This window comes from Tsukamurella sp. USMM236, from assembly GCF_037148755.1.
In the GTDB taxonomy this organism is placed as follows: domain Bacteria; phylum Actinomycetota; class Actinomycetes; order Mycobacteriales; family Mycobacteriaceae; genus Tsukamurella.
In genome coordinates, this window is record NZ_JBBCSS010000001.1 from 779,028 (window position 1) to 801,677 (window position 22,650).

Here is a 22,650-nt window from a genome sequence, read left to right on the forward strand (position 1 = left end):
GGCGGCTACAGCGCGCGGATCGCGTCGAGGCGCCGTGCCCGGTCTGCCCGGGCGGCGAGCGCGTCGTCGAGGGTGACGGCGTCGAAGCGCACCTTGGTGTTCGGCGGCATCTGCCCGATCAGGTCCATGTCCGCGCTGATCACCGTGCCGATCATCATGTAGCCGCCGCCGGAGACCGCGTCCCGGTGCAGGACGATGGGCTCCTGGCCGGACGGGACCTGGATCGAGCCGATGGGGTAGCACGCGTCGACGATGTTCGACGGGTCGTCGCCCGCGCCGAAGGGCGGCTCCCGGTCGACGAACTCCAGCGGCGTCCCGCCCTTGAGGCGGTAGCCGATGCGATCGGCCTCCGAGCCCACGGTCCAGGTCTCGGCGAGGAAGGTCGCCATGGAGTCCGGGGTGACGCGGTAGTCGTACAGCCCCGGGACCATCCGGAGGACGTGTTCCTTCGCGAGCGGCACCCGCAGCTCGGCCGGCAGCTCGCGGCCCGCTCGCGGGGCCGGCCGGGCCGTGCCGATCGGCAGCACGTCGCCCGGCTCGAGCTTGCGACCGGCGAGGCCGCCGAGTGCGCCGAGCGCGTAGGTGGAGCGGCTGCCGAGGCGCTCGGGGACGTCGATCCCGCCCGCGATCGCCAGGTAGGCGCGGGCGCCCGCGGTCGCGAACCCGAAAGACAGGGTTTGCCCGGCCTGTACCGCCACCACGGCGTTGAGCGGCTGGTCGACACCGTCGAGCTTGGGCGTCATGGCCGCGCCCGTCACCGCGATGTGGGAGTTCTCGCCGAACCGGAGTTCGGGCCCCATCAGGGCGCATTCGAGGACGGCGGCCGTCTCCTCGTTGCCGAGCAGGAGGTTCGCGGCGCGGAAGGACTGCTGGTCCATCGCGCCCGACGGCGGGATGCCCAGGTGGTAGTAGCCGCTGCGGCCCTGGTCCTGGACTGAGCTGAGCAGGCCGGGCTTGATGACCTCGATCGTCACGGGAGGGCCTCCAGGAGCGTTGCGGGGTAGCCGGTGGGGTCGGTGGTGAACTCGGCGAGGGAGAACCGGATCGGCGCGGTGGGCGGCGCGTACCGCCCGGCGTCGACCTCGGTGAGGATCGCGTCGTACTCGGCGCGATCGACGGGCCGGAACTTCACGACGTCGCCGGGCTTGAAGAAGATCATGAAGTCGCGCAGGTGCGGAGCACGCTGATCCGGGTCGTAGATGGGAACGGGTGTGACACCGAACATCTGGTAGCCGCCTGCACCACGGACCGAGTAGACGCAGGAGAACGCCCCGCCGTAGCCGAGCGTGCCCTTGGGCGTGTCGGTGCGGGGGCGGAGGTACTTGGGCACCTGGATCTGCCGTTCCCGCTCCACCATCTGGTACGTGAAGGGCAGGCCCGCCACGAAGCCCACCATGGACACGAACCACGGTGTGCCGGAGTGGGCCTCGATGAACCGCTCGACGTCGTGGTAGCCGTTGATCCGCGCCGCGTACTCGATGTCGGTCGAGTCCGGATCCTGATGTCGATCGCGGAAGCGCATCAGGGTCTCGTGCGTCCATGGATCGTTGTACAGCACAGGGATCTCGACGATGCGGGTGTCCAGCACCGGATCCCGGGCGCCGAGGCCCGCCTCGATCGACTCCAACTCCGCGCGCAGATCGGCGACCGGCAGCACGTCGGGGTCGAAACGCACCTGGAAGGACGCGTTGGCCGGGCAGATCTCGGTGACACCGGGGAGGGCGCGCTCGGCGAGCTCCTGCGTGATGAGGATGCCGCGGAAGAAGGCGTCCAGGGACATCGATTCGGATAGCTCGACGAACAGATGCTCGTCGCCGCCCAGGGTGTAGCGAGTGCTCACTGGTTCTCCGTCCGCTGTTCGATCCAGGTGGTGTGCAGGGCGTTGCGCCGCACGTCGTCCTCCGCGAGGAGCTCCTCGAAAAAGGGCAGTGTGGTGGCGGGTGCGACGATCTCGGTCTCGCGCAGCGCGCGCTCCAGCCGGGACAGCGCCTGTTCCCGCGTCTCCGCCCACACGATCAGCTTCCCGATCAGCGAGTCGTAGAACGGCGGGATCCGATAGCCGGAGTAGGCCATCGAGTCGACGCGGACGCCCGGACCCTGCGCCCAGGAGACGGTCTCGACGGTGCCCGGGGCCGGACGGAATCCCTGGGCCGGATCCTCGGCGTTGATCCGCACCTCGATGGCGTGGCCCCGTCGGACGATGTCGTCCTGGCGATAGGGCAGCGGATCGCCCTGGCACACCTCGATCATGGCGCGGATCAGGTCGACGCCGCAGATCTCCTCGGTGATCGGGTGCTCCACCTGGATCCGCGTGTTCATCTCGATGAAGTAGAACGCGCGGGTATCGGGATCGTAGAGGTACTCGATCGTCCCGGCTCCGACGTAGCCCACTGCTCGGGTCAGGGCGACGGCGGACTCGCAGAGGGCGCGCCGCGTCGCCTCGTCGAGGATGGCGGCCGGTGCCTCCTCCCAGACCTTCTGGCGGCGGCGCTGCAGCGAGCAGTCACGTTCGAAGAAGTGGACGGCGTCAGTGCCGTCCCCGAGGATCTGGACCTCGATGTGGCGCGCGCGGGAGATGAACTTCTCCAGGTAGATCCCGCCGTCGCCGAACGCGGCCTCGGCCTCCTGCCGGGCGTCGGCGAAGGCCTGCGCCACCTCCTCGTCCGTGCCGGCGATGCGGATGCCGCGGCCCCCGCCGCCGGCCGCGGCCTTGAGCAACACCGGGTAGCCGATCGCTCCTGCGACCGCCACGGCTTCGTCGGCGCTGGTCAGCAGCCCGTCGCTGCCCGGCACCACGGGGACTCCCGCGGCGCGGGCGGTGGCGATGGCCTGCGCCTTGTGACCCATCCGCTCGATCGTCCCGGCGTCGGGCCCGATCCACACCAGTCCCGCATCGGTGACGGCCCGCGCGAACTCGGCGTTCTCGGAGAGGAAGCCGTAGCCGGGGTGCACGGCATCGGCGCCGGTGCTCTTCGCGGCCTCGAGCAGGGCCACGGCGTTCAGGTAGCTCTTCTTCGCGTGCGCGCCACCGATGTTGACGGCCTCGTCGGCGATGCGGACCGCGAGCGAGGACTCGTCGGCGTCGCTGTACGCGGCGATGGCGACGATGCCCATCTCCTGCGCCGCGCGGATCACGCGGACGGCGATCTCGCCGCGGTTGGCGACGAGGAGTCGCTTGATCTCCGGCATCAGTCGGCCACCTCGATCCGGAGCAGCACGTCGCCCACGTCGACGGGATCCTCAGCGCCGACCAGGATCTCGACCACGGTCCCGGCCACCTCGGCGGTGATCGGATTGAACATCTTCATCACTTCGATGAGCCCGATCTGGTCGCCGACGGCCACCGCCTCGCCGACCGAGACGAAGGGCGGGCTACTGGGGGATTCCCGCGGGTAGAAGGTCCCGGGAAGCGGTGCGGGGACGTCGTGGATGGTCATGGTGGGGGCTCTCTTTCGTGTCCGGGATCGTCAGTCGGTGGGCTGGTCCGCGAAGGACCGGACGGTGATGTGGGCGCCGTCGAGGGCGGCGCGGGCGCTGGTCATCAGATCGATTGCGCCGCGGGTGTCGCTGTGGATGCAGATGGACTCGAACGGGACGGTGACGACGGTCCCGTCGACCGCGACGACGGTGCCCTCGCGGCAGGCGCGCAGCACCTTGGCGGCGACGTCGTCGGGCGATAGGGCGCCCACGTTCCGGGTGAAGACGATCTGGCCGTCGGGACCGTAGTGCCGGTCGGCGTAGAACTCGCGGATCACGGGCCGGCCCCGGTCCCGGGCGACCGCCTCGATGACCGAGCCCGACATCACGAGGACGGGTAGCTCGGGGTCGATCCGCTGCAGGGTGTCGATGAGCAGCTCGGCGAAGGCGGCGTCGCGCGCCGCGTGCATGTAGAGGGCGCCGTGCAGTTTGAAGTGCTGCAGTGCGAGCCCGTGGAGCGCGATGAACTCGCGGACCGCTCCCAGCTGGTAGACGCAGTCGTTCACCAGCTCCTGCGGCGAGGCGTCGATGTGGCGCCGGCCGAATCCGACGAGGTCCCGGAATCCGGGGTGGACGCCGATGCCGACGCCGTGCTCATGGGCGAGGCGCACCGTGCGATCGATGGTCGAGGGGTCGCCGGCGTGGAAGCCCGCCGCGACGTTGATCGAGCTCACGAGCGGCATCATCGTCGCGTCCACGTCGTCGCCGAACATCCAGGCGCCGAAGCCCTCGCTCATATCGCAGTTGATATCGGTCGTGGTCGTCACGGCTCTCCTTCGTGTGATCTCCGTCATGACGCTACGAGCCGATTCCGGTATTGGGAAGAACAAACATGCGATGCTTGAATATCGGGGAAATCGATAACGGGAGGCGATCGTGGGCTTGTCGGTACGGCAATTGCGGTACTTCGTCGCGGTGGCGGAGGCGGGGCAGGTCAGCGCCGCGGCGCGCGAGCTGTTCGTCTCCCAGTCGTCGGTGACCACCGCGATGCAGCAGATCGAGCAGCGACTCGGCACCGAGGTCCTCCACCGGACCTCGCGGGGTGTGGCGCTGACCTCCGCGGGGGAGGCGCTCCTACCGAAGGCGCGCCAGATCCTCGACCTTCTCGAGGAGGCCGAGTCGGTGACCGCGGCGGACTCGCACGTCGAGGGCGTGGTCCGGGTGGGGGTCTCGTACACGGTGATGGGGTACTTCCTGCCGCAGCACGTCCAGCGCCTCGCCGTGCTCCATCCCGGGCTCAAGGTGGACTGGCGCGAGGAGGACCGGGCGGCGATCGAGGAGGCGGTCGTCGCGGGCGATCTCGACTTCGGGCTGCTGCTCACGTCGAACGTCGCCGACGACGAGAGGCTCGAGCACGAGACCTTCGTGCATTCGCGGCGGCGCCTGTGGATGGCTCCCACGCACCCGCTCGCGGGGCGCGACCGCGTCGGGCTCGCGGACGTCGAGCAGTACCCGTACGCGCTGCTCACCGTCGACGAGGCCGACGTGACGACCCGTGCCTACTGGGGTGATCGCCCGATGGACGTGCTGATCCGGACCTCGTCCATCGAGGCGATCCGCAGTGTGGTCGCGAACGGCAACGCCGTGACGGTGCTGTCCGACATGGTCTACCGCCCGTGGTCCCTGGAGGGGCGGAGGATCGACACAACCCTGCTGCGGGATCCGGTGCCGGACATGCGGATCGGACTGGCGTGGGCGCGGGGCCGGGAGTTCTCCCCCGGCATGGCGGCACTGCACGACTACTTCTACCGCCTGTTCTGCACGCCGGCGCTCGGGTAGGGCATCGCGTCGGCGCTCTTGACAGATTGTTGGGTTTTCCCAACAATAGATTGCATGAGTCCGGTGAAGCGGGAGGGTTCGCTCCCCATCTTCAATCGCATCGGCGTCCTGCGCGCCGAGCGCCGGATGAGCCGGAAGGAGCTGGCGGCGGCGATCGACGTCAACCCGCAGACGGTGGGCGCGCTCGAGCGCGGGGATCACTACCCGAGCCTCGATCTCGCCTTCCGTCTCTGCGCGGTCTTCGACCTGCCGGTGGAGGCGGTGTTCTCCCGCAGAGAATTCGGGCCCCTGTCGGCGGAGCTGTACGGACGCAACGAGAGAGGCGGAGCACGATGACGACCACGAGCATGATCACCCGCTACCAGGAGCGCCGCGCCCGGAAGTTCCGGGAGGACGAGGAGCGCTTCTCGACCCTGCTGCCGTCGTGGCGCACGAGGCCCCGGCGACGAATGCTGGTCGCCGGGTTGCTCGTCGACTATCTCTTCATGTTCGTCGTCGCGGTCCTCTGCCACTTCGACGTGCCCAACGCACCGCTGCTCTGGCTGCCCGCGTGCCTGCTGCTCTTCCCGATCTGGATCACGGTTCAGATCGTCTCGGGCAGGCAGGGTGACGCGCCCGCCGCGGCGCTCGACGAGTGGGAGGTCGAGCAGCGCAACGAGGCACGGTCCATCGGCTTCTCGGTCACCTCGGGCCTGGTGCTCCTGGCTGTCGCGTACACGGTGATCACCTCCGTGGTCGCGCAGCCGGACGGGAACACGGCGTGGCACTACGCGTCGGGCCTGTTCACGCTGGTCGCGCTGCTCATCGGCATGACGACGCCCGCGATGATCCTCGCCTGGACCCGGCCCGATGCGGACGCGGAGGACGTAGCCGCGTAGTTCAGCGGGGCTTCGTCGTGGTCGGGGCCGCAGTGCCGGTTCCGTAGGGATCGTCGCCGGCCCCATGGTTGGGGTTGGTGCAGATCGTGCCCTCGTCGGGTCCGCCGGTGCACGTCACGTCGTACTCGCTGCCCGGGCCAGTCGGCTTGGTGGGGCGCGGCGTCGTCGGAACGGGGCGGGTGGGCGGCGCGGTGACGGTGTTCGTCGGCCGCACCGTCTGCGCGGGCGGGTTCTGCTCGTGTGTAGACGATTCCGTGACGGTCATGGTCGACGGCGTCGTGGGCGCGGACCCGGCCCCGTCGTCGGCGCAACCCGCGGCGGCGGCGAGGAGGGCGACGGTTCCCGCCGCGCTCGCCATCGATCGACTGAACAACATGGTGTGTCTTCTCCGTTCTGGGGGTTCCCTGCTCGGGTGGACGCCCCCAGGGTAGACCGTTCAGTAACGCCACCGGATGGCGGTAGAAATACTCGCTGGACCAACCGGGCGCCGTCGCCGAGGATCGTGGGAGATGCTGCGATCGAGTGAAAAAGGCGGGTGACCATGCGATTCCACGACTACCTGGCAGCGCTGGCTGCGCGGTTCGGCGAGTTCCGGCGGAACCACGTCGAGATGTACGAGCGGCACCAGATCCTGCTCGAGCCGTGGACGCACGACATCCTGCATTGGGGCGCCGACGGGACGTTGCACGGCAGCATCGTGGCCGGCCGCGCCCGTCCGCCCGTGACCCGAGGCGGCTGGTGCCCCTGTCGCCCGCTGGACGTGGTCGGGGAGGCCGGCGACGTCCGCGTGGTCGGCGATCCGTGTCCGGAGGGTTGTGATTAGTAGTTAGTAATTACTAATCTGGCCGGGTGAGCACCCGGATGAGCGGACCAGAACGCAGGGCGCAGATACTCGGCATCGCCGCGCGCGAGTTCGGCGCGCACGGCCTCCACGGTGCGTCGATCGACGAGATCGCCCGGGAGGCGGGGATCACGCAGGCCTACGTCTTCCGAATGTTCGGCACGAAGAAGGCTCTGTTCCTCGAACTCGTCACCGGCGCTTTCGCCGGCCTCGTCGACGCGATGGCGAAAGCGGGGGAGGGCACCGTCGGGATCGAGGCGCTCGCGCGGATGGGCGCCGAGTACTACGAGAACCTCGCCGACGACACGGCGCTCCGCCTCCAGTTGCAGGGTTTCGCCGCGTGCGGGGACTCCGAGGTCCGGGACGTCGTGCGCGGCTGCTTCGCACGCCTGTGGGGCGCCACCGCGGACGGCACCGGGCTCGATCCCGTCACCGTCAAGACCTTCTTGGCGTTCGGCATGCTGCTCAACGCCGGGGCCGCGCTGGACGTGGCCGAGATCGACGAACCATGGGCCGACGGGGTCCGCACCCTGATCCGGCCCGGGTTGTTCGAGCACGTCACCACCGCGACGAACCGGCCGGCGTCGTCGTGAACCGGCTGTCCTGCGCGCTGGTCACCGTCGCCCTCTGCGCGGCAGTGATCGGGAGCGTGGGCGCGCCGCTCATCACCGCGGTCGCGCGCTCGGAGGACGTGCCGCTGGGCGCCGCGCAATGGACGCTGACGATCACGCTGTTCACGGGCGCCATCGCCGGGCCGGTGCTCGGCCGGCTCGGCGCCGGTCCACTGCGCAGGCGCACGATCCTCGGCACGTTGGGCGTGGTCGCGGTCGGTGGGGTGCTGACGGTGCTCCCCCTGCCGTTCGCCGCGCTCCTCGTCGGGCGCGCGCTGCAGGGCGTGGGTATCGCACTGGTGCCGCTGCTGGTCAGCGTGGCGCGCAGCACGCTCCAGCAGGATCGGGCGGCGAGCACCATCGCCTCCCTGTCGGTCGCCTCCACCGTCGGCATCGGCGTGGGGTACCCGTTGATCGGTCTCGTGGACCAGGTGCTCGGCCTCCGCGCCGCCTACGGGACCGGCCTCGCGATCACGCTGGTCGCGCTCGCGGTCGCATGGGGTGCGATCCCCGTCGACGAGCCCGGTCCGCGCCCGCGGATCGATGTGCCCGGGGCGCTGCTTCTCGGCGTGGGCACACTCGGCCTCCTGTTCCTGGTCGCGGAACCCGCGCTGTGGGGGCTGCCGGCCGCGGTGGTCGGCGTGCTCGCCGGTACAGTCACGGTGCTCGCGGCGTGGGTGATCGTCGAACTGCGGGTCGACGAGCCCCTCGTTGATCTGCGGCTCGTGGCGCGCCCGACAGTGGCGGTCGCGAACCTCGCGATGCTGGTCGCCGGTATCGGAATGTATCTCCTGTTCAGCGATCTCACGCGGTACGTCCAGGTGCCCGACGGCGCGCCGTACGGCTTCGCGCTCCCCGGCGTCGCCGCCGGCGCCGCACTCATCCCGTTCTCCGTGCTCGGTTTCGTTGCGGGGAAAGTGGTTCCGCGAAGTGTGGTCCGGCTCGGTCCGCGTGGGACTTTCGCGGCGTCGTCGGGTCTGGTCGTGGCGGCCGCGGTGGTGTTCGCGGTCGGTCGGGACGATCTGGTCGCGGTGTTGGTCGCGCTGGCCGTGCTGGGGCTCGGCGTCGGCGGTGCCTCCGCCGTGATGCCGAGGCTCGTGCTCGACGGGACGCCGCAGTCCGAGACCGCGAGCGTGATGGCGGTCAACCAGATCGCTAGGGCTGTAGGCTTTTCCATCGGCAGTGCCCTCGCCGGGTTCCTCCTCGCGCGCGCCACGCCCGACGGTGCGCTCCTGCCCGCGCAGGGCGGGTACGTCGCCGTCGCGCTGTGGTCGACGGTGCCGGCGGTGGCGAGTGCAGTGATCCTGATGAGTGCACGCAGAGGAGCTGTTTCGGTGCGCGCGGCGTGACTCTTCTCGATCATCGTTCGATGTGCCGTTGCGATATCGAAAACTTGTCGGTGGGTCGGCGTAGCGTGAGTTCATGGACCAAGACGTTGGTGTAGATGGTGATCGGCCGCCTGATGGTGGTGTTGCGGAGCGTTTGCGTTCGATGGAGCGGCAGCGTTGCCGGACGGTGTTCGAGCAGTACCGGTTGGCGGCGGAGTTGCTGCGGGAGCGGGCGTGCGAGCGGGTGGCGGCGGGGTTGCCGCAGGACCGGTGGCAGCAGGGCGTGGCGGCGGAGGTCGGGTTGGCCATGCATTTGTCGCCGAACACAGCCGCGAGGTTTGTGAATCGGGCGGTCGAGCTGGAGAAGACGATGCCGAACACCCGCGCCCGGTTGCGGGACGGTGACCTCACGCCGGAGGCGATCCCGGTGATCATCGGCGGCCTTGCGCACCTGGACGCCTCCGATCGCCATAGTGCGGATACGCAGTTGTGCGCCGATCCGGCGACGCTCGCGGGCATGGGCCTCAAGCAACTCGCCGCGAGGGTCGAGCAGGTCGCCTACCGGCTGGACGCACAGGCGACGGTCGATCGGAACGCGTCCGCCGAGAAGGACCGCACCGTCACGATCCGCCCACTCCCCGAAGGGATGGCCAGGGTGTCGGTGCTGCTACCGGTCGCTCAAGGGGTCGGCATCTACGCGGCGCTGCGCAAGCATGCCGCAACGTTGATCGGGATCGGCGCGGACCTGCGGACCCGCGGGCAGATCATGGCCGACACCGCCTTCGCCCGTCTCACCGGGCGCGAGGCCACCGAAGGGCAGCCCGTTATGGTGAACCTGACGATGCCCGCCACCGTCCTCCTCGGTGACCGCCCCGGGACAGCGCACCTCGACGGCGGTGGGACGGTGCCGGCGGAGATCGCCCGCAACCTCATCGGCCGGGCCACCGCCGCCGGCGTCGCCTGGGTCAAACGCCTCTACCTTGCGCCCGAGTCGGGCGCGGTCGTCGGCATGGACTCACGGCAGCGCTGCTTCCCCGACGGGCTCGCGGAGATGATCCGGGCACGGGACCGGTACTGCCGCACCCCGTACTGCGACGCTCCGATCGCGCACACCGACCACGTCGTCCCGCACGCAGCGGGTGGTCCCACCAGCTTCGAGAACGGGCAGGGGCTGTGCGCGGCCTGCAACTACGCCAAGGAAGCCACCGGCTGGAGCAGCACTGTCATCGAGGATCCGAGCGGGCGGCACACCGTCGACACCCGAACACAAAGCGGACACACTCACCGGTCCACCGCCCCGGACCAGGCGGCGTAGCCGGCCGGGCTACAGCGCGTCGTCCCGCGGGGCGTGGAGGAGGAGGAACTGCGCGACGGCCTCCGTGGCGCGGCGATCGATCGCGGCCTTGGTTGGCGGCTTCTCGCCGAGGAGAACCCGGATCTGGGTGTCGCGGACGGTCAGTCCGTAGAGCTCTCCGAACGCCACGGTCGGGTCGGGTGCGTCGATGATCCCGGCGGTATGTGCGGCCTTGAGGAACTGCTCGACGGCGGGGCCCGCGCGATGTCGTCCGCCGTACAACAGTGTTCGGGAGAGTCGTTCGTTGCCCATGGCGGCGCGATTCAGTGCGACGGAGCTTGGGCTGGTCAGCAAGGTGAGGAGCGCTCGGGCGTAGGACGTGAGCGCCTCACGCGTGCCGTTCGGTGACGCGGCGCTCGACAGGACGCCGACGAGCGTCCCGACACTCGCATCGGCGTTGCGCTCGATGATCGCGGCGAAGAGGCCGTCCCGGTCGTCGAACCACCGGTAGAGGGTCTCCTTCGACCCGCGTACCCGTTCGGCCACTGCCTGCATGGTGACGGCTGCGTAGCCGCGCTCGATCAGCAGAGCGAGAGCCGCGTCGAGGACGGCCTCTCGGCGGGCGGGAGCGGTGCCGCTGGGCGGTCGGCCGCGCCGGGGTGTCGGGGTTGTCACCCATTGACAATAGAACGCATCAGTTCGAATATTGGCTCATGAATAACGTACTTGTTGGTTCGATTATTTCGTCGCGACCACGGAGGGTCGAGCTGGGTGCTGCGTGGGCCACGATTCTGCTGGCGGGGGCGATCTTCGGCTTCTTCTTCGCTTGGGTCTGCTCCACGATGTGGGGCCTCGACGACGCGGACCCGCGGGTCGCGATCGCAGCGATGCAGGCCATGAACGCGTCCGTCCGGAACGCGGTGTTCTTCCCCGCGTTCTTCCTCACACCTGTGGTTGCGCTCGTCACGGCGGGCTTCGCCCTGGCGGTCGGTTCGCGCAGGGCGGCGACGATGTTCGCGCTGGCCGCACTGGTCTACGGCCTGGGCGGCCTGGCCGTGACGCTCGCAGTGAGTGTGCCGATGAACGAGGCGCTGGCGGCGGTCGACGTGCCGACGGATCGCGCTGCGGCGGGGGAGGTCTGGCGCGAGTATTCGCCGCGCTGGCAGGCCTACAACCAGGCCCGCACCGTCGCGAGCGGGCTCGCACTCCTGTTGTGCGCCGCGGGGCTCACCGCGCTCGCCGGCGGTCGCGGCCGTCCGGGGTGAGTCAGCCGGCCTCGCCGATGGCGGGGCCGAGGATGTCGTCGGCGTCGACGATGCGGTAGGCGTAGCCCTGCTCGGCCAGGAAGCGCTGGCGGTGCGCGGCGTAGTCGGCGTCGAGGGTGTCCCGGGAGACGACGGAGTAGAAGTGCGCCGTGCCGCCGTCGTGCTTGGGGCGCAGGAGCCGGCCTAGGCGCTGCGCCTCCTCCTGTCGCGAGCCGAACGTGCCCGAGACCTGCACGGCGACGGAGGCCTCCGGCAGGTCGATGGAGAAGTTCGCGACCTTGCTCACCACCAGCGTGGAGATCTCGCCCGAGCGGAACCGGTCGAACAGCGCCTCGCGCTCCTTGTTCTTCACCGAACCGGTGATGACGGGGGCGTCCAGCTCGCGGCCCAGCTGCTCCAGCTGATCCAGGTAGGCGCCGATCACGAGCGTCGGGGCGCCCTTGTGCCGCTCCAGGATCGACTTCACCACCGCGACCTTCGTCGGGGCGGTGGATGCCATTTGATACCGCTCGTCGGGCTCGGCGGTCGCGTACTGCATGCGCTGGTTCTCGGTGAGGGTCACGCGCACCTCCACGCAGTCGGCGGGCGCGATCCAGCCCTGCGCCTCGATGTCCTTCCACGGCGCGTCGTAGCGCTTCGGCCCGATCAGCGAGAAGACGTCGCCCTCGCGGCCGTCCTCGCGCACCAGCGTCGCGGTGAGGCCGAGCCGCCGGCGCGACTGCAGGTCGGCGGTCATCCGGAAGACCGGTGCGGGCAGCAGGTGCACCTCGTCGTAGATCATCAGGCCCCAGTCGCGCGAGTCGAACAGGTCGAGGTTCTTGTACTCGCCCTTCGACTTCCGCGTGAGCACCTGGTACGTGGCGATGGTGACCGGGCGGATCTCCTTCTTCTCGCCCGAGTACTCGCCGATCTCCTCCTCGGTGAGCGAGGTGCGCGCCAGGAGCTCCCGCTTCCACTGCCGCCCCGCGACGGTGTTCGTAACCAGGATCAGCGTCGTGGCCTGCGCCCGCGCCATCGCGGCGGCGCCGACCATCGTCTTGCCCGCGCCGCAGGGCAGCACGACGACGCCGGAACCGCCCAACCAGAACGAGTCCGCCGCGACCTTCTGGTAGTCGCGCAGCTCCCACGGGTCGGACTCGGTGTCCAGCGCGATGGGGTGTGACTCTCCATCCACGTACCCGGCGAGATCTTCGGCGGGCCAGCCCACCTTGAGCAGGAGCTGCTTGAGGTGGCCGCGCTCGGACGGGTGCACCACGACGGTGTCGTCGTCGATGCGGGCGCCGACCATGGGGGCGATCTTCTTGTGCCGCAGCACCTCCTCCAGCACCGCCCGGTCCAGCGAGACCAGGGTGAGGCCGTGTACCGGGCTCTTCACCAGCTGCAGCCTGCCGTACCGGCTCATGGTGTCCACCACGTCGACCAGCAGCGGCTGCGGCACCGGGTAGCGGGAGAAGCTGACGAGGGCGTCCACCACCTGCTCCGCGTCGTGCCCCGCGGCGCGCGCGTTCCACAGCGCCAGCGGCGTCACGCGGTAGGTGTGCACATGCTCCGGGGCGCGCTCGAGCTCGGCGAAGGGTGCGATCGCGGCGCGCGCGGCGCCCGCCAGCTCGTGGTCGACCTCCAGCAGGAGCGTCTTGTCGGACTGGACGATGAGGGGTCCGTCGGTCATCTATCCATTGTGCCGCGCCGGGCGGAACTCCTGCTCATCGCCGTTGTCGCGAACCACGACGCTGGCCTCGCCGAGGCGCAGCCGCAGGTCGCGGGCGGTGGGCGCCCGCTTCTCGGCGCGGGCCACCGCGCGCTCGCGGAGCAGTGCCACCACCTCGGGCGAGGCCTCGTCGCGGCCATCGACGAAGCGCGTGTACTCGGCCTCGTACGGATCCGTGTCGCCGCGCCACGGATACCCCGCGTCGGTGAGCGCCCGGGCGATCCCTGTCTTGGGCACCCCGTCGGTGCCGGCGGCGGCGAGGAGGCGGCCCCGTCGGTCCAGGAAGGTCAGCTCCCCGCCCCGCCCGAGGAAGGCCTCGCCGATCTCGTCGCGCGCCATCCACCGGCGGTGCCCGCCCGCGGCGAGCTCCACGCGGTCGTCGGCGACGGTCAGCGCCGCGACCTCGTGCTGCCACGCCGCGACCAGGATGATGCCGCCGACCAGGCCCACGACGGTGAGGATCCCGGCGGCCACGCCCACCGGCAGCTGGGCGGCGACGCGCAAGGGACCGGGCGAGCTGTCGAGCGTGCGCTCGAACCAGCCGACGAGGCCGCGGACGATCAGGCCGAGGACGGCGCCGAGGGCCGTGGTGGCGGAGACCGTCGCGAGCTGCAGCGTGCGGGAGACCCCGATCGTGGTCGAGTGGGCGGCGGTGGTGGTCATGCGTTCTCCGTTCGCAGGTAGGCGAGGGCGGCGCGGCGCACGTCGGGCCGGACGTCGCCGTCCGCGAGGTGCGCGCCGTCGGTCATCGAGACGAGGAAGGCGGCGGCGTGGGCGGGGTCCAGGCCGGGGTCGAAGGCGCCGTCGGCCTGCCCCCGCGCGATGAGTTCGGCGAGCGCACCCCGGACCAGGCCGTCCGCGGTGACGACGATCTCGGCCAGCGCGGGGTCGGCGGGGACGCGACGGATGACCTCGGCGACGAGGCCGGGCGCGACGGGGTCGACGGCGGACTCGGCCAGCGCGTCGACCACGATCGCGACGCCTACGCGCGGATCGGCCTCGGCGAGGGCCCGGTCGCGCAGTGCGGTGTTGCGCTCGATGTCGGCGTCGAAGAGCGCGCGGAACAGGCCGGCCTTGTCGGTGAAGTAGTAGAAGACGGTGCCGGAGCTGACTCCGGCGCGGGTCGCGATGTCCGCGGCGCGGGCGCGCTCGAAGCCGGCGGCGGAGAACTCCGCGGCCGCCGCGTCCAGGATGGCGGCGCGGCGGCGGGCGGTGAGCGCGGGGTCGACGGTGCGGGCCATGCCCCGAGGCTATCTATAACTGAGCAATCAGTCAATTAATCGGCGAGCCGCCGGGCGAGGACCGGCACCACGATCGCGGCCGCGACCACGTGCGTGAGGATCAGGACGGCGGCGGACGCGGCGTCGAAGCCGAAGGTCACGTCCGGCACCACGGACAGCACGAGCAGCACCACGCAGGTGCGGACGAATGTCGACCGCGGGTGCCGCGCACGGCGCGCGAGCACCGCGGCGATGCCTGTGGCGATCAGCGAGAAGATCATCGTGAGCTGCGCGAACCCGAGCAGGGGGATGGCGGAACCGTCGGGCCCGGCGAAGGTGACGCCGGCGGCGGACGCGACCGCGGCGATCGCGGTGGTGGCGACCGACGCGACGACTGCGGCGCCGATGCCGTGCTTCCACACGGGCAGGCGGTCGGTGCGGGCGGGCGCGGTGGTGGTGGCGGTGGTGCTCATGGCGTGCTCCTCAGCGGTGGTGACGGTGCCCGGGGTGGGCGCGTCCTACCCCTTCCACGAACGGGGCCGACGGATTTCGACATCGGCGCTGCGAAGAGCTTCCGGGGGTGGTGTCGTATCGGTACGCCTGCGTTCGTAGTGAGGGTGAAGGGCGGCCACCGGGGCCGCCCGACGACCGAGAGGAACCACCATGACGCACTACCTGCTCTCCGTGCACGGCCCCGTCGAGCGGAGCGAGTTCGGCGACTACGGCACCAAGGAGGCGATGGAGGAGGCCTTCGCGCGGACCGACGCCTTCAACGAGCAGCTCAAGACCGACGGCTACTGGGTGTTCGCGGGCGGGCTCGCCGAGGCGACCACCGCCACCGTCGTCGACGGCCGCGGCGACAAGCCGATCATCACCGACGGCCCGTACCTCGAGTCGAAGGAGCTCATCGGCGGCTTCTGGGTCGTCGACGCCCCCGACCTCGACGTCGCGCTGCGGCTCGCCGCCGAGGGCTCCAAGGCCTGCGGCGGCACCGTCGAGGTCCGCGCCTTCGACGGGCTGGCGTGACCGACGCCGGCACCGCGCTCGACCGGGTCTTCCGCGAGGAGTACGGCCGGGTCATCGCCTCGCTCGTCCGCCGCTTCGGCGACATCACGATCGCCGAGGAGGCGGCGGGCGAGGCGATCCTCGCCGCCGCCGAGAGGTGGCCCGAGTCCGGCATCCCGCCGAACCCCGGCGCCTGGCTCACCACCACCGCGGGCAACCGCGCGATCGACCGGATCCGGCGCGAGAGCCGGCGCGACGCCAAACACAGGGCGGCCGAGATGATCCACGACGACTCCGACCCCGAACCCACCGGCGCGGTCGACGACGACCGGCTGCGGCTGATCTTCACCTGCTGCCATCCGGCGCTCGCCCCCGAGGCCCGGGTCGCCCTCACCCTGCGCCTGCTCGGCGGCCTGACGGTGCCGGAGATCGCGAGCGCCTTCCTCGTGCCCGAGACCACGATGGGCCAGCGCATCACCCGTGCCAAGAAGAAGATCGCCGCCGCCCGCATCCCGTACCGCGTGCCGGCCGCCGCCGACCTGCCCGACCGCACGGACGGGGTGCTGACGGTGCTGTTCCTCGTCTTCAACGAGGGCTACCTCGCCACCGGCGAGGGCGAGCCGATCCGCGCGGAGCTGACCGGGGAGGCGATCCGGCTCGCCCGGCTCCTGCGGGCGTTGCTGCCCGAGGACCCCGAGGCCACCGGCCTGCTCGCGCTGATGCTGCTCACCGAGGCCCGCCGCGCGGCGCGGGTCCGCGGCGGGCAGCTCGTGCCGCTCGACGAGCAGGACCGCGCCGGCTGGGACCGCGCCGCCATCGCCGAGGGGCACGGTCTGGTCCGCGAGTGCCTCGCGATCAACCACCCCGGCCGGTACCAGATCCTCGCCGCGATCGGCGCCGTGCACACCGACGCCCCGAGCGCCGACACCGTCGACTACTCGCAGGTCGTGGCACTGTACGACCAGCTGCTGATGATCGACGCATCCCCGATCGTGCGACTCAACCGGGCGATCGCCGTCGCCGAGCTCGACGGGCCGGAGGTCGCGCTGGCGCTGGTCGATCCGCTGCCGCTGGACGGCTACCACGCCTGGCACGCCACCCGGGCGCACCTGCTGCGGAAGCTCGGGCGCACCGCGGAGGCGAAGGACGCCTACGACGCGGCGATCGCGGCCACCGGCAACTCCGCCGAGCGCGCGTACCTCACCCGCAAGCGCGGCGAGCTGGTCTGAGCTACTCCACCGGCTCCGCGGTGGTCACGCGGTGCAGGGCGAACCGGCGGGTCGCGTCACCGTCGAGCGCGGCGAGCTGCCCGTGCCGCACGGACTCGGGCACTACGACGTGCCGCGTGAACACCCCGTTCGCGTCGACGTAGCCCAGCCGCACCGGTGTGCCCTCGCCCGCCGCGGACTGCAGCAGCGCCATCAGCTCCGGGCCGGACGTGCGGGGACCGTCGTCCGACGGGGCGTCCTGCCGCCGGATCTGCACCGCCGCGTCGGCGAGCTGATCGAGCGTGGGCTGTGCGGCCGGGGGACGGGGGCGCGGCGACGGCAGGCGGATCGCGGCGGGCCGCAGGTCGACGACGACGCCCCGCGAGTCCTCGGCGGCGGCGTTGAAACCGGCGGCCGCGAGCCCTGCGACCAGATCCGACAGCGGGACCTGGGCGATGAGCACCGTCGGCGCGACGGCCCGCAGCGCGAGTGCCTCCGCGGCAGGGGAGGAGAGGACCGCGGCGACGAGCGCCGGATCGTCGGAGCGCAGGAAGGAACCGGCGACGCCCGCCCGGAGCGCGCCGTGCCGCCGCGCGACGTCGTCGACCAGGTACGTCAGGCCCTGCGGCACGGGCGTCACCGAGTGCGCGACGAAGAAGGCGTGCACCTCCGCAGACGTGCGGCCGGCGTCGAGCGCGCGGCGCACCGAGGCGTCCGTGACGCGGTACACGGCGGCGCCGCCCGCCGACTCGAGATCCGCCACGAGGGCGACCGCCGCCGCGAAGTCGTGCGTCGTGGGACCCGGAATGGTCAGCGTCAGGTCGGCCTGGAGCAGGAACTCCTCGACGGGCTTCGGCAGCGCCGCGGCCATGGCCTGCGCGGGGTCGGTGGTGCGGGCCGCGCGGCCCGCGGAGGTGAGGGCGCCGCCGGCGACCAGGCCCACCACCTGCGCCTGTGCGACGATGTCGGCGACCGCGTCCAGCGTGAGCCGGCGGTACCAGGACGGGTGCGCGAACCGGAGGGCGGCGTGCAGGTCGGGCGCCGCGGGCGCGGCACCCGGCGGGGCGAGGGCCAGGGCCTCGAGCACGGCCGCGCGGTCCTGCGGGGCGACGGTGCTGCGCGCCGCCCGGTGCAGGGGCCCGACGATGCCCTCCTCGCCGCGGGTGCCGATCAGCGCGGGCTGCCGGCGCAGCTCCAACCACGTCCGGGCGAGCAGCGCCCAGCGGTCGGCGGGCGCGGCGCGCAGCCACTCGTCGACGGCGACGGTCGGGGCGAAGACCGAATCCTCCTCGCCGTCGAGCTCGCCCTCGGCGATCAGCGCGGCCGCGGCGAGGAGCTCCAGGAGGAGGGCGGCGCGGTCCTCCGCGAGGCCCGCCGCCTTCGCGACGCGACGGAACTCGCGGATACCGATGCCGCCGGCCTTCACCCGCTGCGCCGGGACGGCGCCCAGCACGTCGAGCACGTCGTCGGCGTGCCGCAGCAATTCCAGTGCCGCGACCGCGCCGGCTCCGTCGGCGCCGGGCACGGGCGGACCGTCGAGCACGGGCGGCTTGAGGGAGGCACCCAGGGGGAGCTCGCCCCGCAAGCGAGCGCGGACCTCCCACGGCAGCTCGACGGTCTGGTGGTCGACGCGCGCGAGCAGCCCCGAGGCCAGCATGCGCTGCACCGGGTGGTCGGGGGAGGTGCCGGGGCCCGCCGCGGCGGTGCGGCCCAGCGGAGAGCCCTCGGCCAGGCGGTCCAGCAGGGCGCGCTCGTCGGGGCCCGCGGCGGCCAGGGCGGCGTCGATGGCGTCGAGGTCCGGCGGCGTCGTGAGCTGGGTCGAGCGCCACGGCAGCGCCTCGCGGGCGGCGGCCGTGGTGTGCAGGACGTCGTCGCCCCAGGCCAGCGCCAGGCCGCGGAGCTTGTCCGCCGACGCCAGCACCTGCTTCTTCAGCGCGCGGCCACGGAGGCGGCGGGCGAGGGCGTCGGCGTCGAGCGGCTCGGCGAGGAGCAGCTCGAGGACGGCCAGGTCCGGCAGGGTGAGGCGCTCTGCGACGCGGCCCAGCGACGACGGGCTGTTCAGGCGGCTCGCCAGCACGGCGAAACCGGCGGGGACGGGCGTCGCGACGTCGCGCCGGGCGTCGAGCAGCGCCGCGATCTCGGCGTCGGTGCGCTCGCGCAGCCACGCCGCGGGCCCCGTCGACGACGTATTACTGCTCACCGATACAGCCTAGACACCGGGGCATGTCAGAATAGCGGCGTGTCTGAGACCTCGAATGCGAAGAAGCCCGGCTACGTCGACAACGGCTGGCCGCAGGCCGCCGACGGCCACGCCGAGCACGCCGTGAACGAGCTGGCCGCCCCGGTGGTCGGCGCGATGTCGCCGTTCGGCGAGCTGGAGTTCCCCCAGCAGCACATCCCGTACGTGCACCCGTCGACCCGGATCAACCGCTGACCGACAAGCTGACACACGTCGACGATGCGGGTGCCGCCCGCATGGTCGACGTGTCCGGCAAGGCCGTCACCGCCCGCACGGCGGTCGCGGCCGGGACCTTCCGTACCACCGAGGCCGTCGTCGCGGCGATCGCCGACGGTGCGGTCCCCAAGGGCGACGTGCTCGCCACCGCCCGCATCGCGGGCATCATGGCGGTCAAGCGCACGGCCGACCTGATCCCGCTGTGCCACCCGCTGCCGATCTCCGGCGTGACCGTTGACCTGGAACCGTCGGGCGCGGAGATCGCCGTCACCGCCACCGTGCGCTGCACCGGCCGGACGGGCGTCGAGATGGAGGCGCTCACGGCCGTCGCGGTGGCCGGGCTGACCCTGCACGACATGGTCAAGGCCCTCGACCCCGCCGCCGTCATGACGGACGTCCGCGTGCTCACCAAGGACGGCGGCAAGACCGGCCACTGGGAGAGATCAGATGACTGAACCGCTCCGCCCGTCCCGCGACCGCTGCGCCACCGTCGTGGTCGCCTCCACCCGTGCCGCCCTCGGCGAGCGCGCGGACACCACCGGGCCCGCCATCGCGGCGTGGCTCGGCGAGCGCGGCTTCGAGGTCTACGGGCCCGTCGTGGTGCCCGACGGCGAGGAGGTGGGCGCCGCGATCCGCTCCGCCGTCCGCCGCGGCGACGCCGTCGTGCTCACCACCGGCGGCACGGGACTCACGCCCTCCGACCGCACCCCCGAGGAGACGCGCGGCGCGCTCACGTTCGAGATCCCGGGCCTCGCCAACGCGATCCGCACGTCGGGCCTGCCGGACGTACCGACGACGGTGCTCAGCCGCGGGCTCGCGGGCGTCGCCGGCTCGTCGCTGGTGGTGAACCTGCCGGGCTCGTCGGGCGGGGTCCGCGACGGCCTCGCCGTGCTAGACGGCGTCCTGGCGCACGCGCTGGACCAGATCCGCGGCGGCGACCATGGCTGACAAGCCCACGGCGGAGGTCGTCTTCGCCCGGGTGACCGAGGAGCCGATCGACCTGGCCGCCCACGAGGCGGCCGTGACGCGGCCCGAGGCCGGCGCGGTCGTGGGCTTCATCGGCGCCGTGCGCGATCACGACGGCGGCCGTGGCGTGACGGGCCTGGAGTACTCGGCGCACCCCACCGCGGAGCGCGTCATCGCGGAGGTCGTGCAGCGCGAGGCGGACGCCGCCGAGGGCGTGCGAGCGGTCGCGGTGTCGCACCGCGTGGGCCCGCTCGCGATCGGCGATGCGGCGCTCGTCGTCGCGGTGTCGGCCGATCACCGCGCGGCGGCGTTCGCGACCTGCGCGAGGGTCGTCGACGCGGTCAAGGAGGCGCTGCCCGTGTGGAAGCACCAGCTGTTCCGGGACGGAACAGACGAGTGGGTCGGCAGCGCGTAGCCGCCGACCCACTCGGTGCCGGTTCTCGTTACGTGGTCACCGGATCCGGGCCCGCGCCGACCTTTGTGGGGCCGCACGAGCTCGGGTGATCAGGGGGCGTCGAGGCGCCCGGGGCGACCGGCGGGCTACCGCCGGTGCGTCGCGGGGACGACGGGGCGGACCGGCGTGACGCCGGAGCCCGGGACGACGATGCCGGGGATGCCGACCGAGGCCGTCAGGCCCTGCGCGCCGATGCCGTTCGTGCCGACGCCCGCCGCGCTGCCGATGCCCCGCGCACCCGCGCCCGTGCCGACGCCGTTCGTGCCGACGCCCGCCGCGCTGCCCACGCCGCGCGCGCCCGCGCCGTTCGTGGTGACGCCGCCGGTGCTGCCGATGCCGTTCGCCGTGGCGATCGGGAAGCCCGTGCCGCCGACGACCGGGATCGCCGCGCCGCCGATGCCGGCGGGGATGGCTGCGCCGCCGATGCCGGCCGGGATGGCCGTGCCGCCGACGACCGGGATCGCTGCGCCGCCGATGCCGGCGGGGACGGCCACGCCACCGATGCCGGTGGGGACGGGGACGCCGCCCACGCGACCCGTGGGGACGTTCGCAGCGCCGGTGCCCGCGGGAACGGCCGCGGCGCCGGTGCCGGCGGGGCGGGTGGAGCCCGTGGCGGCGGGGACTGTCGCGCCGCCGATGCCGGCGGGCACGGCGACGCCGGCGGGAACGGCCGCGCCGCCCGTGCGGCCACCGGGCGCGACGACGCCCGTGCCGGTTCCGACGCCGCCCAGGCCGGGAACGGCCACCGCGCCGACGCCGGGGACGTTCACGGCGCCGGTGCCGCCCGGCACGCCCGCGGGCCTGGCTGCTGCGGGCTTGGCGGGCGCGGGCTTCGCGGCCACGGGCTTCGCGGGCGCGCCCGGGGTCGGGACGGGCACGGTGGGGCTGCAGGGGCAGCCGGGGGCGGCTGCGGCGGGAGCTGCGACGACGAGGCCCGCGGCGGCGATCAGTGCGCTGACCGCGGCGACTGTGCCGACGGCGCGCGAGGAGCGGTGGCGAGCGATCATCGGTAGCTCTCTTCCCTGCTGAACTTTGCGTTCACGAATACGACCGATGTGAACCTAGCAGATCGTGTGCGAATGCAAAACGATCTGTATCTGTGGTCCTCGGGTGTCGTCGTGCGCGCAAGATTTCGGGCCGAGAACGCCGAAAGGGGCCGCCGGGCGTGATGCCGGCGACCCCTCTCGGGACGTACGTGGTGCGGGTGGGCTCAGTAGCCCTTGGCCGCGGCCTGCTGCAGCATGGCGAGCACGGCCGGGTCGACCTGCTGGCCGCCGCTTTGGGCCTGCGAGATGACCTGGTTGATGTACTGCGAGTTGACCGACTGGCCGGCCTGCGCGACGGGCTTCGCCGCGGGCTTGGCGACGGGCTTCGCCGCCGGCTTGGCGACGGGCTTGGCAGCGGGCTTCGCGACCGGCTTGGCGACGGGCTTCGTCGCCGGCTTGGCGGCGGGCTTGCTGACGGGCTTCGCGACCGGCTTGGTGGCGCCGGTGTCCGTCGGGGAGACGGTGCGCGGGGTCGGCGAGCCGAGGCCGGTGCCGCAGGAGGGCCATGCGCCCTTGCCCTGGCCGGCGAGGACCTTCTCGGCGATCGCGATCTGCTGCGCGCGGCTGGCCTGGTTGGCGGTGGGGGCGTACTGCGTGCCGCCGTACGAGGCCCAGGTGGACGGGCTGAACTGCAGGCCACCGTGGTAGCCGTTGCCCGTGTTGATGGCCCAGTTGCCGCCGGACTCGCACGCGGCGACGGTGTCCCACTGGGAATCGGGGGCGGCGTTCGCGGCGGGGGCGGCGAGCGCGAGACCCGCGCCACCCAGCATCGCGCCCGCGGCCGCGATCTTCGCGGCGCTCAGGCTGGTGGTGGACTGCTTGCGGTGACGACCGGTCATCGTGTGAAGTCTTTCCTCTCTACGCGCGTGCGAAGTTAGCTGTCGGGTTCGAGCGAGAGGCTGCTCGGCCGGTTGCCCGGCTTGACCCCTAGGGCGTGTGCCCTGCGGCCTTGCGGCCGCGGATGGTTCCTCCGCCTTCGTCCAGGTGTAGATCGTGGTGCATTTCCCGAATCGGACGCTGGACGAAGCTCTGCGCTGCGGACGATCGGGTGGCTGCTGCTGCGGCCCTCAGCGACGGTAACAGAACCCGCCCCGTGGCCCAACCGTTACCGGACC

28 protein-coding genes and 1 riboswitch are annotated in these 22,650 nt (G+C 72.1%); of the genes, 14 read left to right on the forward strand and 14 right to left on the reverse strand.

Features of this window, described 5'->3' with window-relative positions; genetic code table 11:
* Positions 1 to 5 precede the first annotated feature (5 nt).
* The 5 genes from WFK95_RS03780 to WFK95_RS03800 are packed head-to-tail and all read right to left on the reverse strand — an operon-like array spanning position 6 to position 4,244.
* Positions 6 to 974, reverse strand: a complete 969-nt coding sequence (locus WFK95_RS03780) for a biotin-dependent carboxyltransferase family protein (RefSeq protein WP_336669919.1) — start codon at positions 972 to 974, stop codon at positions 6 to 8.
* Positions 971 to 1,840 (reverse strand): 5-oxoprolinase subunit B family protein, encoded by an 870-nt coding sequence (locus WFK95_RS03785; RefSeq protein WP_336669920.1) that lies wholly within the window; start codon positions 1,838 to 1,840, stop codon positions 971 to 973. The genes WFK95_RS03780 and WFK95_RS03785 overlap by 4 nt, the downstream gene beginning before the upstream one ends.
* Positions 1,837 to 3,189 carry an acetyl-CoA carboxylase biotin carboxylase subunit gene (locus WFK95_RS03790; protein WP_224646899.1) on the reverse strand — a complete coding sequence of 451 codons (1,353 nt, stop codon included), beginning with the start codon at positions 3,187 to 3,189 and terminating at the stop codon, positions 1,837 to 1,839. Before WFK95_RS03790 ends, WFK95_RS03785 begins: the two co-directional genes overlap by 4 nt.
* Positions 3,189 to 3,437: an acetyl-CoA carboxylase gene (locus WFK95_RS03795; RefSeq protein ID WP_211132844.1), complete on the reverse strand. Its 249-nt coding sequence runs from the start codon at positions 3,435 to 3,437 to the stop codon at positions 3,189 to 3,191. Before WFK95_RS03795 ends, WFK95_RS03790 begins: the two co-directional genes overlap by 1 nt.
* Before the next feature lie 30 nt (positions 3,438 to 3,467).
* Complete coding sequence (locus WFK95_RS03800) at positions 3,468 to 4,244, reverse strand: 5-oxoprolinase subunit PxpA (RefSeq protein WP_336669921.1); 777 nt, start codon at positions 4,242 to 4,244, stop codon at positions 3,468 to 3,470.
* 109 nt (positions 4,245 to 4,353) lie between these two features.
* On the opposite strand from WFK95_RS03800, the gene WFK95_RS03805 reads away from it, so the two are divergent.
* From WFK95_RS03805 to WFK95_RS03815, 3 genes are read left to right on the forward strand one after another with little or no spacing between them, the layout of a single operon-like run.
* Positions 4,354 to 5,256 (forward strand): LysR family transcriptional regulator, encoded by a 903-nt coding sequence (locus WFK95_RS03805; protein ID WP_336669922.1) that lies wholly within the window; start codon positions 4,354 to 4,356, stop codon positions 5,254 to 5,256.
* A 54-nt stretch (positions 5,257 to 5,310) separates the two neighbouring features.
* Positions 5,311 to 5,592: a helix-turn-helix transcriptional regulator gene (locus tag WFK95_RS03810; protein ID WP_336669923.1), complete on the forward strand. Its 282-nt coding sequence runs from the start codon at positions 5,311 to 5,313 to the stop codon at positions 5,590 to 5,592.
* On the forward strand, positions 5,589 to 6,134 hold the full coding sequence (locus WFK95_RS03815) for a hypothetical protein (RefSeq protein WP_336669924.1): 546 nt from the start codon (positions 5,589 to 5,591) through the stop codon (positions 6,132 to 6,134). Before WFK95_RS03810 ends, WFK95_RS03815 begins: the two co-directional genes overlap by 4 nt.
* Before the next feature lies 1 nt (position 6,135).
* Here the strand turns inward: WFK95_RS03815 and WFK95_RS03820 are convergent, their stop codons facing one another.
* Positions 6,136 to 6,510 (reverse strand): hypothetical protein, encoded by a 375-nt coding sequence (locus WFK95_RS03820; RefSeq protein ID WP_336669925.1) that lies wholly within the window; start codon positions 6,508 to 6,510, stop codon positions 6,136 to 6,138.
* A 165-nt stretch (positions 6,511 to 6,675) separates the two neighbouring features.
* On the opposite strand from WFK95_RS03820, the gene WFK95_RS03825 reads away from it, so the two are divergent.
* From WFK95_RS03825 to WFK95_RS03840, 4 genes are all read left to right on the forward strand, one after another.
* A complete protein-coding gene (locus WFK95_RS03825; RefSeq protein WP_336669926.1) occupies positions 6,676 to 6,957 on the forward strand; it encodes a hypothetical protein in 282 nt (93 codons plus the stop codon).
* Positions 6,958 to 6,983: 26 nt separating this feature from the next.
* Positions 6,984 to 7,568 (forward strand): TetR/AcrR family transcriptional regulator, encoded by a 585-nt coding sequence (locus WFK95_RS03830; RefSeq protein ID WP_224646910.1) that lies wholly within the window; start codon positions 6,984 to 6,986, stop codon positions 7,566 to 7,568.
* Complete coding sequence (locus WFK95_RS03835) at positions 7,565 to 8,935, forward strand: MFS transporter (protein ID WP_336669927.1); 1,371 nt, start codon at positions 7,565 to 7,567, stop codon at positions 8,933 to 8,935. Before WFK95_RS03830 ends, WFK95_RS03835 begins: the two co-directional genes overlap by 4 nt.
* Positions 8,936 to 9,077: 142 nt before the next feature.
* Complete coding sequence (locus WFK95_RS03840; RefSeq protein ID WP_336669928.1) at positions 9,078 to 10,229, forward strand: HNH endonuclease; 1,152 nt, start codon at positions 9,078 to 9,080, stop codon at positions 10,227 to 10,229.
* A gap of 9 nt (positions 10,230 to 10,238) precedes the next feature.
* Here WFK95_RS03840 and WFK95_RS03845 read toward each other — a convergent pair whose 3' ends face one another.
* Positions 10,239 to 10,883: a TetR/AcrR family transcriptional regulator gene (locus WFK95_RS03845; protein WP_336669929.1), complete on the reverse strand. Its 645-nt coding sequence runs from the start codon at positions 10,881 to 10,883 to the stop codon at positions 10,239 to 10,241.
* 38 nt (positions 10,884 to 10,921) lie between these two features.
* Here WFK95_RS03845 and WFK95_RS03850 point away from each other — a divergent pair, with 38 nt between their 5' ends.
* Positions 10,922 to 11,473, forward strand: a complete 552-nt coding sequence (locus tag WFK95_RS03850; protein ID WP_224646914.1) for an anthrone oxygenase family protein — start codon at positions 10,922 to 10,924, stop codon at positions 11,471 to 11,473.
* A 1-nt stretch (position 11,474) separates the two neighbouring features.
* On the opposite strand, the gene WFK95_RS03855 is transcribed toward WFK95_RS03850, so the two are convergent.
* The 4 genes from WFK95_RS03855 to WFK95_RS03870 are packed head-to-tail and all read right to left on the reverse strand — an operon-like array spanning position 11,475 to position 14,874.
* Complete coding sequence (locus WFK95_RS03855; protein WP_224646915.1) at positions 11,475 to 13,142, reverse strand: DNA repair helicase XPB; 1,668 nt, start codon at positions 13,140 to 13,142, stop codon at positions 11,475 to 11,477.
* Positions 13,143 to 13,844: a YqeB family protein gene (locus WFK95_RS03860; RefSeq protein ID WP_336669930.1), complete on the reverse strand. Its 702-nt coding sequence runs from the start codon at positions 13,842 to 13,844 to the stop codon at positions 13,143 to 13,145.
* Positions 13,841 to 14,422: a TetR/AcrR family transcriptional regulator gene (locus tag WFK95_RS03865; protein ID WP_336669931.1), complete on the reverse strand. Its 582-nt coding sequence runs from the start codon at positions 14,420 to 14,422 to the stop codon at positions 13,841 to 13,843. The genes WFK95_RS03860 and WFK95_RS03865 overlap by 4 nt, the downstream gene beginning before the upstream one ends.
* Positions 14,423 to 14,457: 35 nt before the next feature.
* Positions 14,458 to 14,874, reverse strand: coding sequence for a DUF6069 family protein (locus WFK95_RS03870; protein WP_336669932.1), 417 nt, complete (start codon positions 14,872 to 14,874; stop codon positions 14,458 to 14,460).
* A 190-nt stretch (positions 14,875 to 15,064) separates the two neighbouring features.
* On the opposite strand from WFK95_RS03870, the gene WFK95_RS03875 reads away from it, so the two are divergent.
* Positions 15,065 to 15,427, forward strand: coding sequence for a YciI family protein (locus WFK95_RS03875; RefSeq protein WP_336669933.1), 363 nt, complete (start codon positions 15,065 to 15,067; stop codon positions 15,425 to 15,427).
* Complete coding sequence (locus WFK95_RS03880; protein ID WP_336669934.1) at positions 15,424 to 16,635, forward strand: RNA polymerase sigma factor; 1,212 nt, start codon at positions 15,424 to 15,426, stop codon at positions 16,633 to 16,635. Before WFK95_RS03875 ends, WFK95_RS03880 begins: the two co-directional genes overlap by 4 nt.
* Before the next feature lies 1 nt (position 16,636).
* Here the strand turns inward: WFK95_RS03880 and WFK95_RS03885 are convergent, their stop codons facing one another.
* On the reverse strand, positions 16,637 to 18,814 hold the full coding sequence (locus WFK95_RS03885) for a helicase-associated domain-containing protein (protein ID WP_336669935.1): 2,178 nt from the start codon (positions 18,812 to 18,814) through the stop codon (positions 16,637 to 16,639).
* Between the two features lie 39 nt (positions 18,815 to 18,853).
* Here WFK95_RS03885 and WFK95_RS03890 point away from each other — a divergent pair, with 39 nt between their 5' ends.
* From WFK95_RS03890 to WFK95_RS03905, 4 genes are read left to right on the forward strand one after another with little or no spacing between them, the layout of a single operon-like run.
* On the forward strand, positions 18,854 to 19,048 hold the full coding sequence (locus tag WFK95_RS03890) for a hypothetical protein (RefSeq protein ID WP_224646928.1): 195 nt from the start codon (positions 18,854 to 18,856) through the stop codon (positions 19,046 to 19,048).
* Between the two features lie 41 nt (positions 19,049 to 19,089).
* On the forward strand, positions 19,090 to 19,524 hold the full coding sequence (gene moaC, locus WFK95_RS03895; RefSeq protein WP_336669936.1) for a cyclic pyranopterin monophosphate synthase MoaC: 435 nt from the start codon (positions 19,090 to 19,092) through the stop codon (positions 19,522 to 19,524).
* A complete protein-coding gene (locus tag WFK95_RS03900) occupies positions 19,517 to 20,017 on the forward strand; it encodes a MogA/MoaB family molybdenum cofactor biosynthesis protein (RefSeq protein ID WP_224646929.1) in 501 nt (166 codons plus the stop codon). The genes moaC and WFK95_RS03900 overlap by 8 nt, the downstream gene beginning before the upstream one ends.
* The gene (locus tag WFK95_RS03905) at positions 20,010 to 20,450 is read left to right on the forward strand and encodes a molybdenum cofactor biosynthesis protein MoaE (RefSeq protein WP_336669937.1); all 441 of its coding nucleotides are present in this window, start codon (positions 20,010 to 20,012) and stop codon (positions 20,448 to 20,450) included. Before WFK95_RS03900 ends, WFK95_RS03905 begins: the two co-directional genes overlap by 8 nt.
* Positions 20,451 to 20,575: 125 nt before the next feature.
* Here WFK95_RS03905 and WFK95_RS03910 read toward each other — a convergent pair whose 3' ends face one another.
* Positions 20,576 to 21,496, reverse strand: a complete 921-nt coding sequence (locus WFK95_RS03910) for a hypothetical protein (RefSeq protein WP_336669938.1) — start codon at positions 21,494 to 21,496, stop codon at positions 20,576 to 20,578.
* A gap of 203 nt (positions 21,497 to 21,699) precedes the next feature.
* Positions 21,700 to 22,374, reverse strand: coding sequence for a transglycosylase family protein (locus WFK95_RS03915; protein ID WP_336669939.1), 675 nt, complete (start codon positions 22,372 to 22,374; stop codon positions 21,700 to 21,702).
* Positions 22,375 to 22,384: 10 nt separating this feature from the next.
* Positions 22,385 to 22,546, reverse strand: a riboswitch (cyclic di-AMP (ydaO/yuaA leader).
* Positions 22,547 to 22,650 lie beyond the last annotated feature (104 nt).

Excerpts from the sequence above, each read along its gene's own strand:
- moaC (WP_336669936.1), top strand. The coding sequence starts at position 19,090 with ATGGTCGACGTGTCCGGCAAGGCCGTCACCGCCCGCACGGCGGTCGCG.
- WFK95_RS03900 (WP_224646929.1), top strand. The coding sequence starts at position 19,517 with ATGACTGAACCGCTCCGCCCGTCCCGCGACCGCTGCGCCACCGTCGTG.
- WFK95_RS03855 (WP_224646915.1), bottom strand. The coding sequence starts at position 13,142 with ATGACCGACGGACCCCTCATCGTCCAGTCCGACAAGACGCTCCTGCTG.
- WFK95_RS03905 (WP_336669937.1), top strand. The coding sequence starts at position 20,010 with ATGGCTGACAAGCCCACGGCGGAGGTCGTCTTCGCCCGGGTGACCGAG.
- WFK95_RS03870 (WP_336669932.1), bottom strand. The coding sequence starts at position 14,874 with ATGAGCACCACCGCCACCACCACCGCGCCCGCCCGCACCGACCGCCTG.
- WFK95_RS03795 (WP_211132844.1), bottom strand. The coding sequence starts at position 3,437 with ATGACCATCCACGACGTCCCCGCACCGCTTCCCGGGACCTTCTACCCG.
- WFK95_RS03825 (WP_336669926.1), top strand. The coding sequence starts at position 6,676 with ATGCGATTCCACGACTACCTGGCAGCGCTGGCTGCGCGGTTCGGCGAG.
- WFK95_RS03860 (WP_336669930.1), bottom strand. The coding sequence starts at position 13,844 with ATGACCACCACCGCCGCCCACTCGACCACGATCGGGGTCTCCCGCACG.
- WFK95_RS03840 (WP_336669928.1), top strand. The coding sequence starts at position 9,078 with ATGGAGCGGCAGCGTTGCCGGACGGTGTTCGAGCAGTACCGGTTGGCG.
- WFK95_RS03815 (WP_336669924.1), top strand. The coding sequence starts at position 5,589 with ATGACGACCACGAGCATGATCACCCGCTACCAGGAGCGCCGCGCCCGG.
- WFK95_RS03790 (WP_224646899.1), bottom strand. The coding sequence starts at position 3,189 with ATGCCGGAGATCAAGCGACTCCTCGTCGCCAACCGCGGCGAGATCGCC.
- WFK95_RS03865 (WP_336669931.1), bottom strand. The coding sequence starts at position 14,422 with ATGGCCCGCACCGTCGACCCCGCGCTCACCGCCCGCCGCCGCGCCGCC.
- WFK95_RS03850 (WP_224646914.1), top strand. The coding sequence starts at position 10,922 with ATGAATAACGTACTTGTTGGTTCGATTATTTCGTCGCGACCACGGAGG.
- WFK95_RS03810 (WP_336669923.1), top strand. The coding sequence starts at position 5,311 with ATGAGTCCGGTGAAGCGGGAGGGTTCGCTCCCCATCTTCAATCGCATC.
- WFK95_RS03915 (WP_336669939.1), bottom strand. The coding sequence starts at position 22,374 with ATGACCGGTCGTCACCGCAAGCAGTCCACCACCAGCCTGAGCGCCGCG.
- WFK95_RS03910 (WP_336669938.1), bottom strand. The coding sequence starts at position 21,496 with ATGATCGCTCGCCACCGCTCCTCGCGCGCCGTCGGCACAGTCGCCGCG.
- WFK95_RS03820 (WP_336669925.1), bottom strand. The coding sequence starts at position 6,510 with ATGTTGTTCAGTCGATCGATGGCGAGCGCGGCGGGAACCGTCGCCCTC.
- WFK95_RS03875 (WP_336669933.1), top strand. The coding sequence starts at position 15,065 with ATGACGCACTACCTGCTCTCCGTGCACGGCCCCGTCGAGCGGAGCGAG.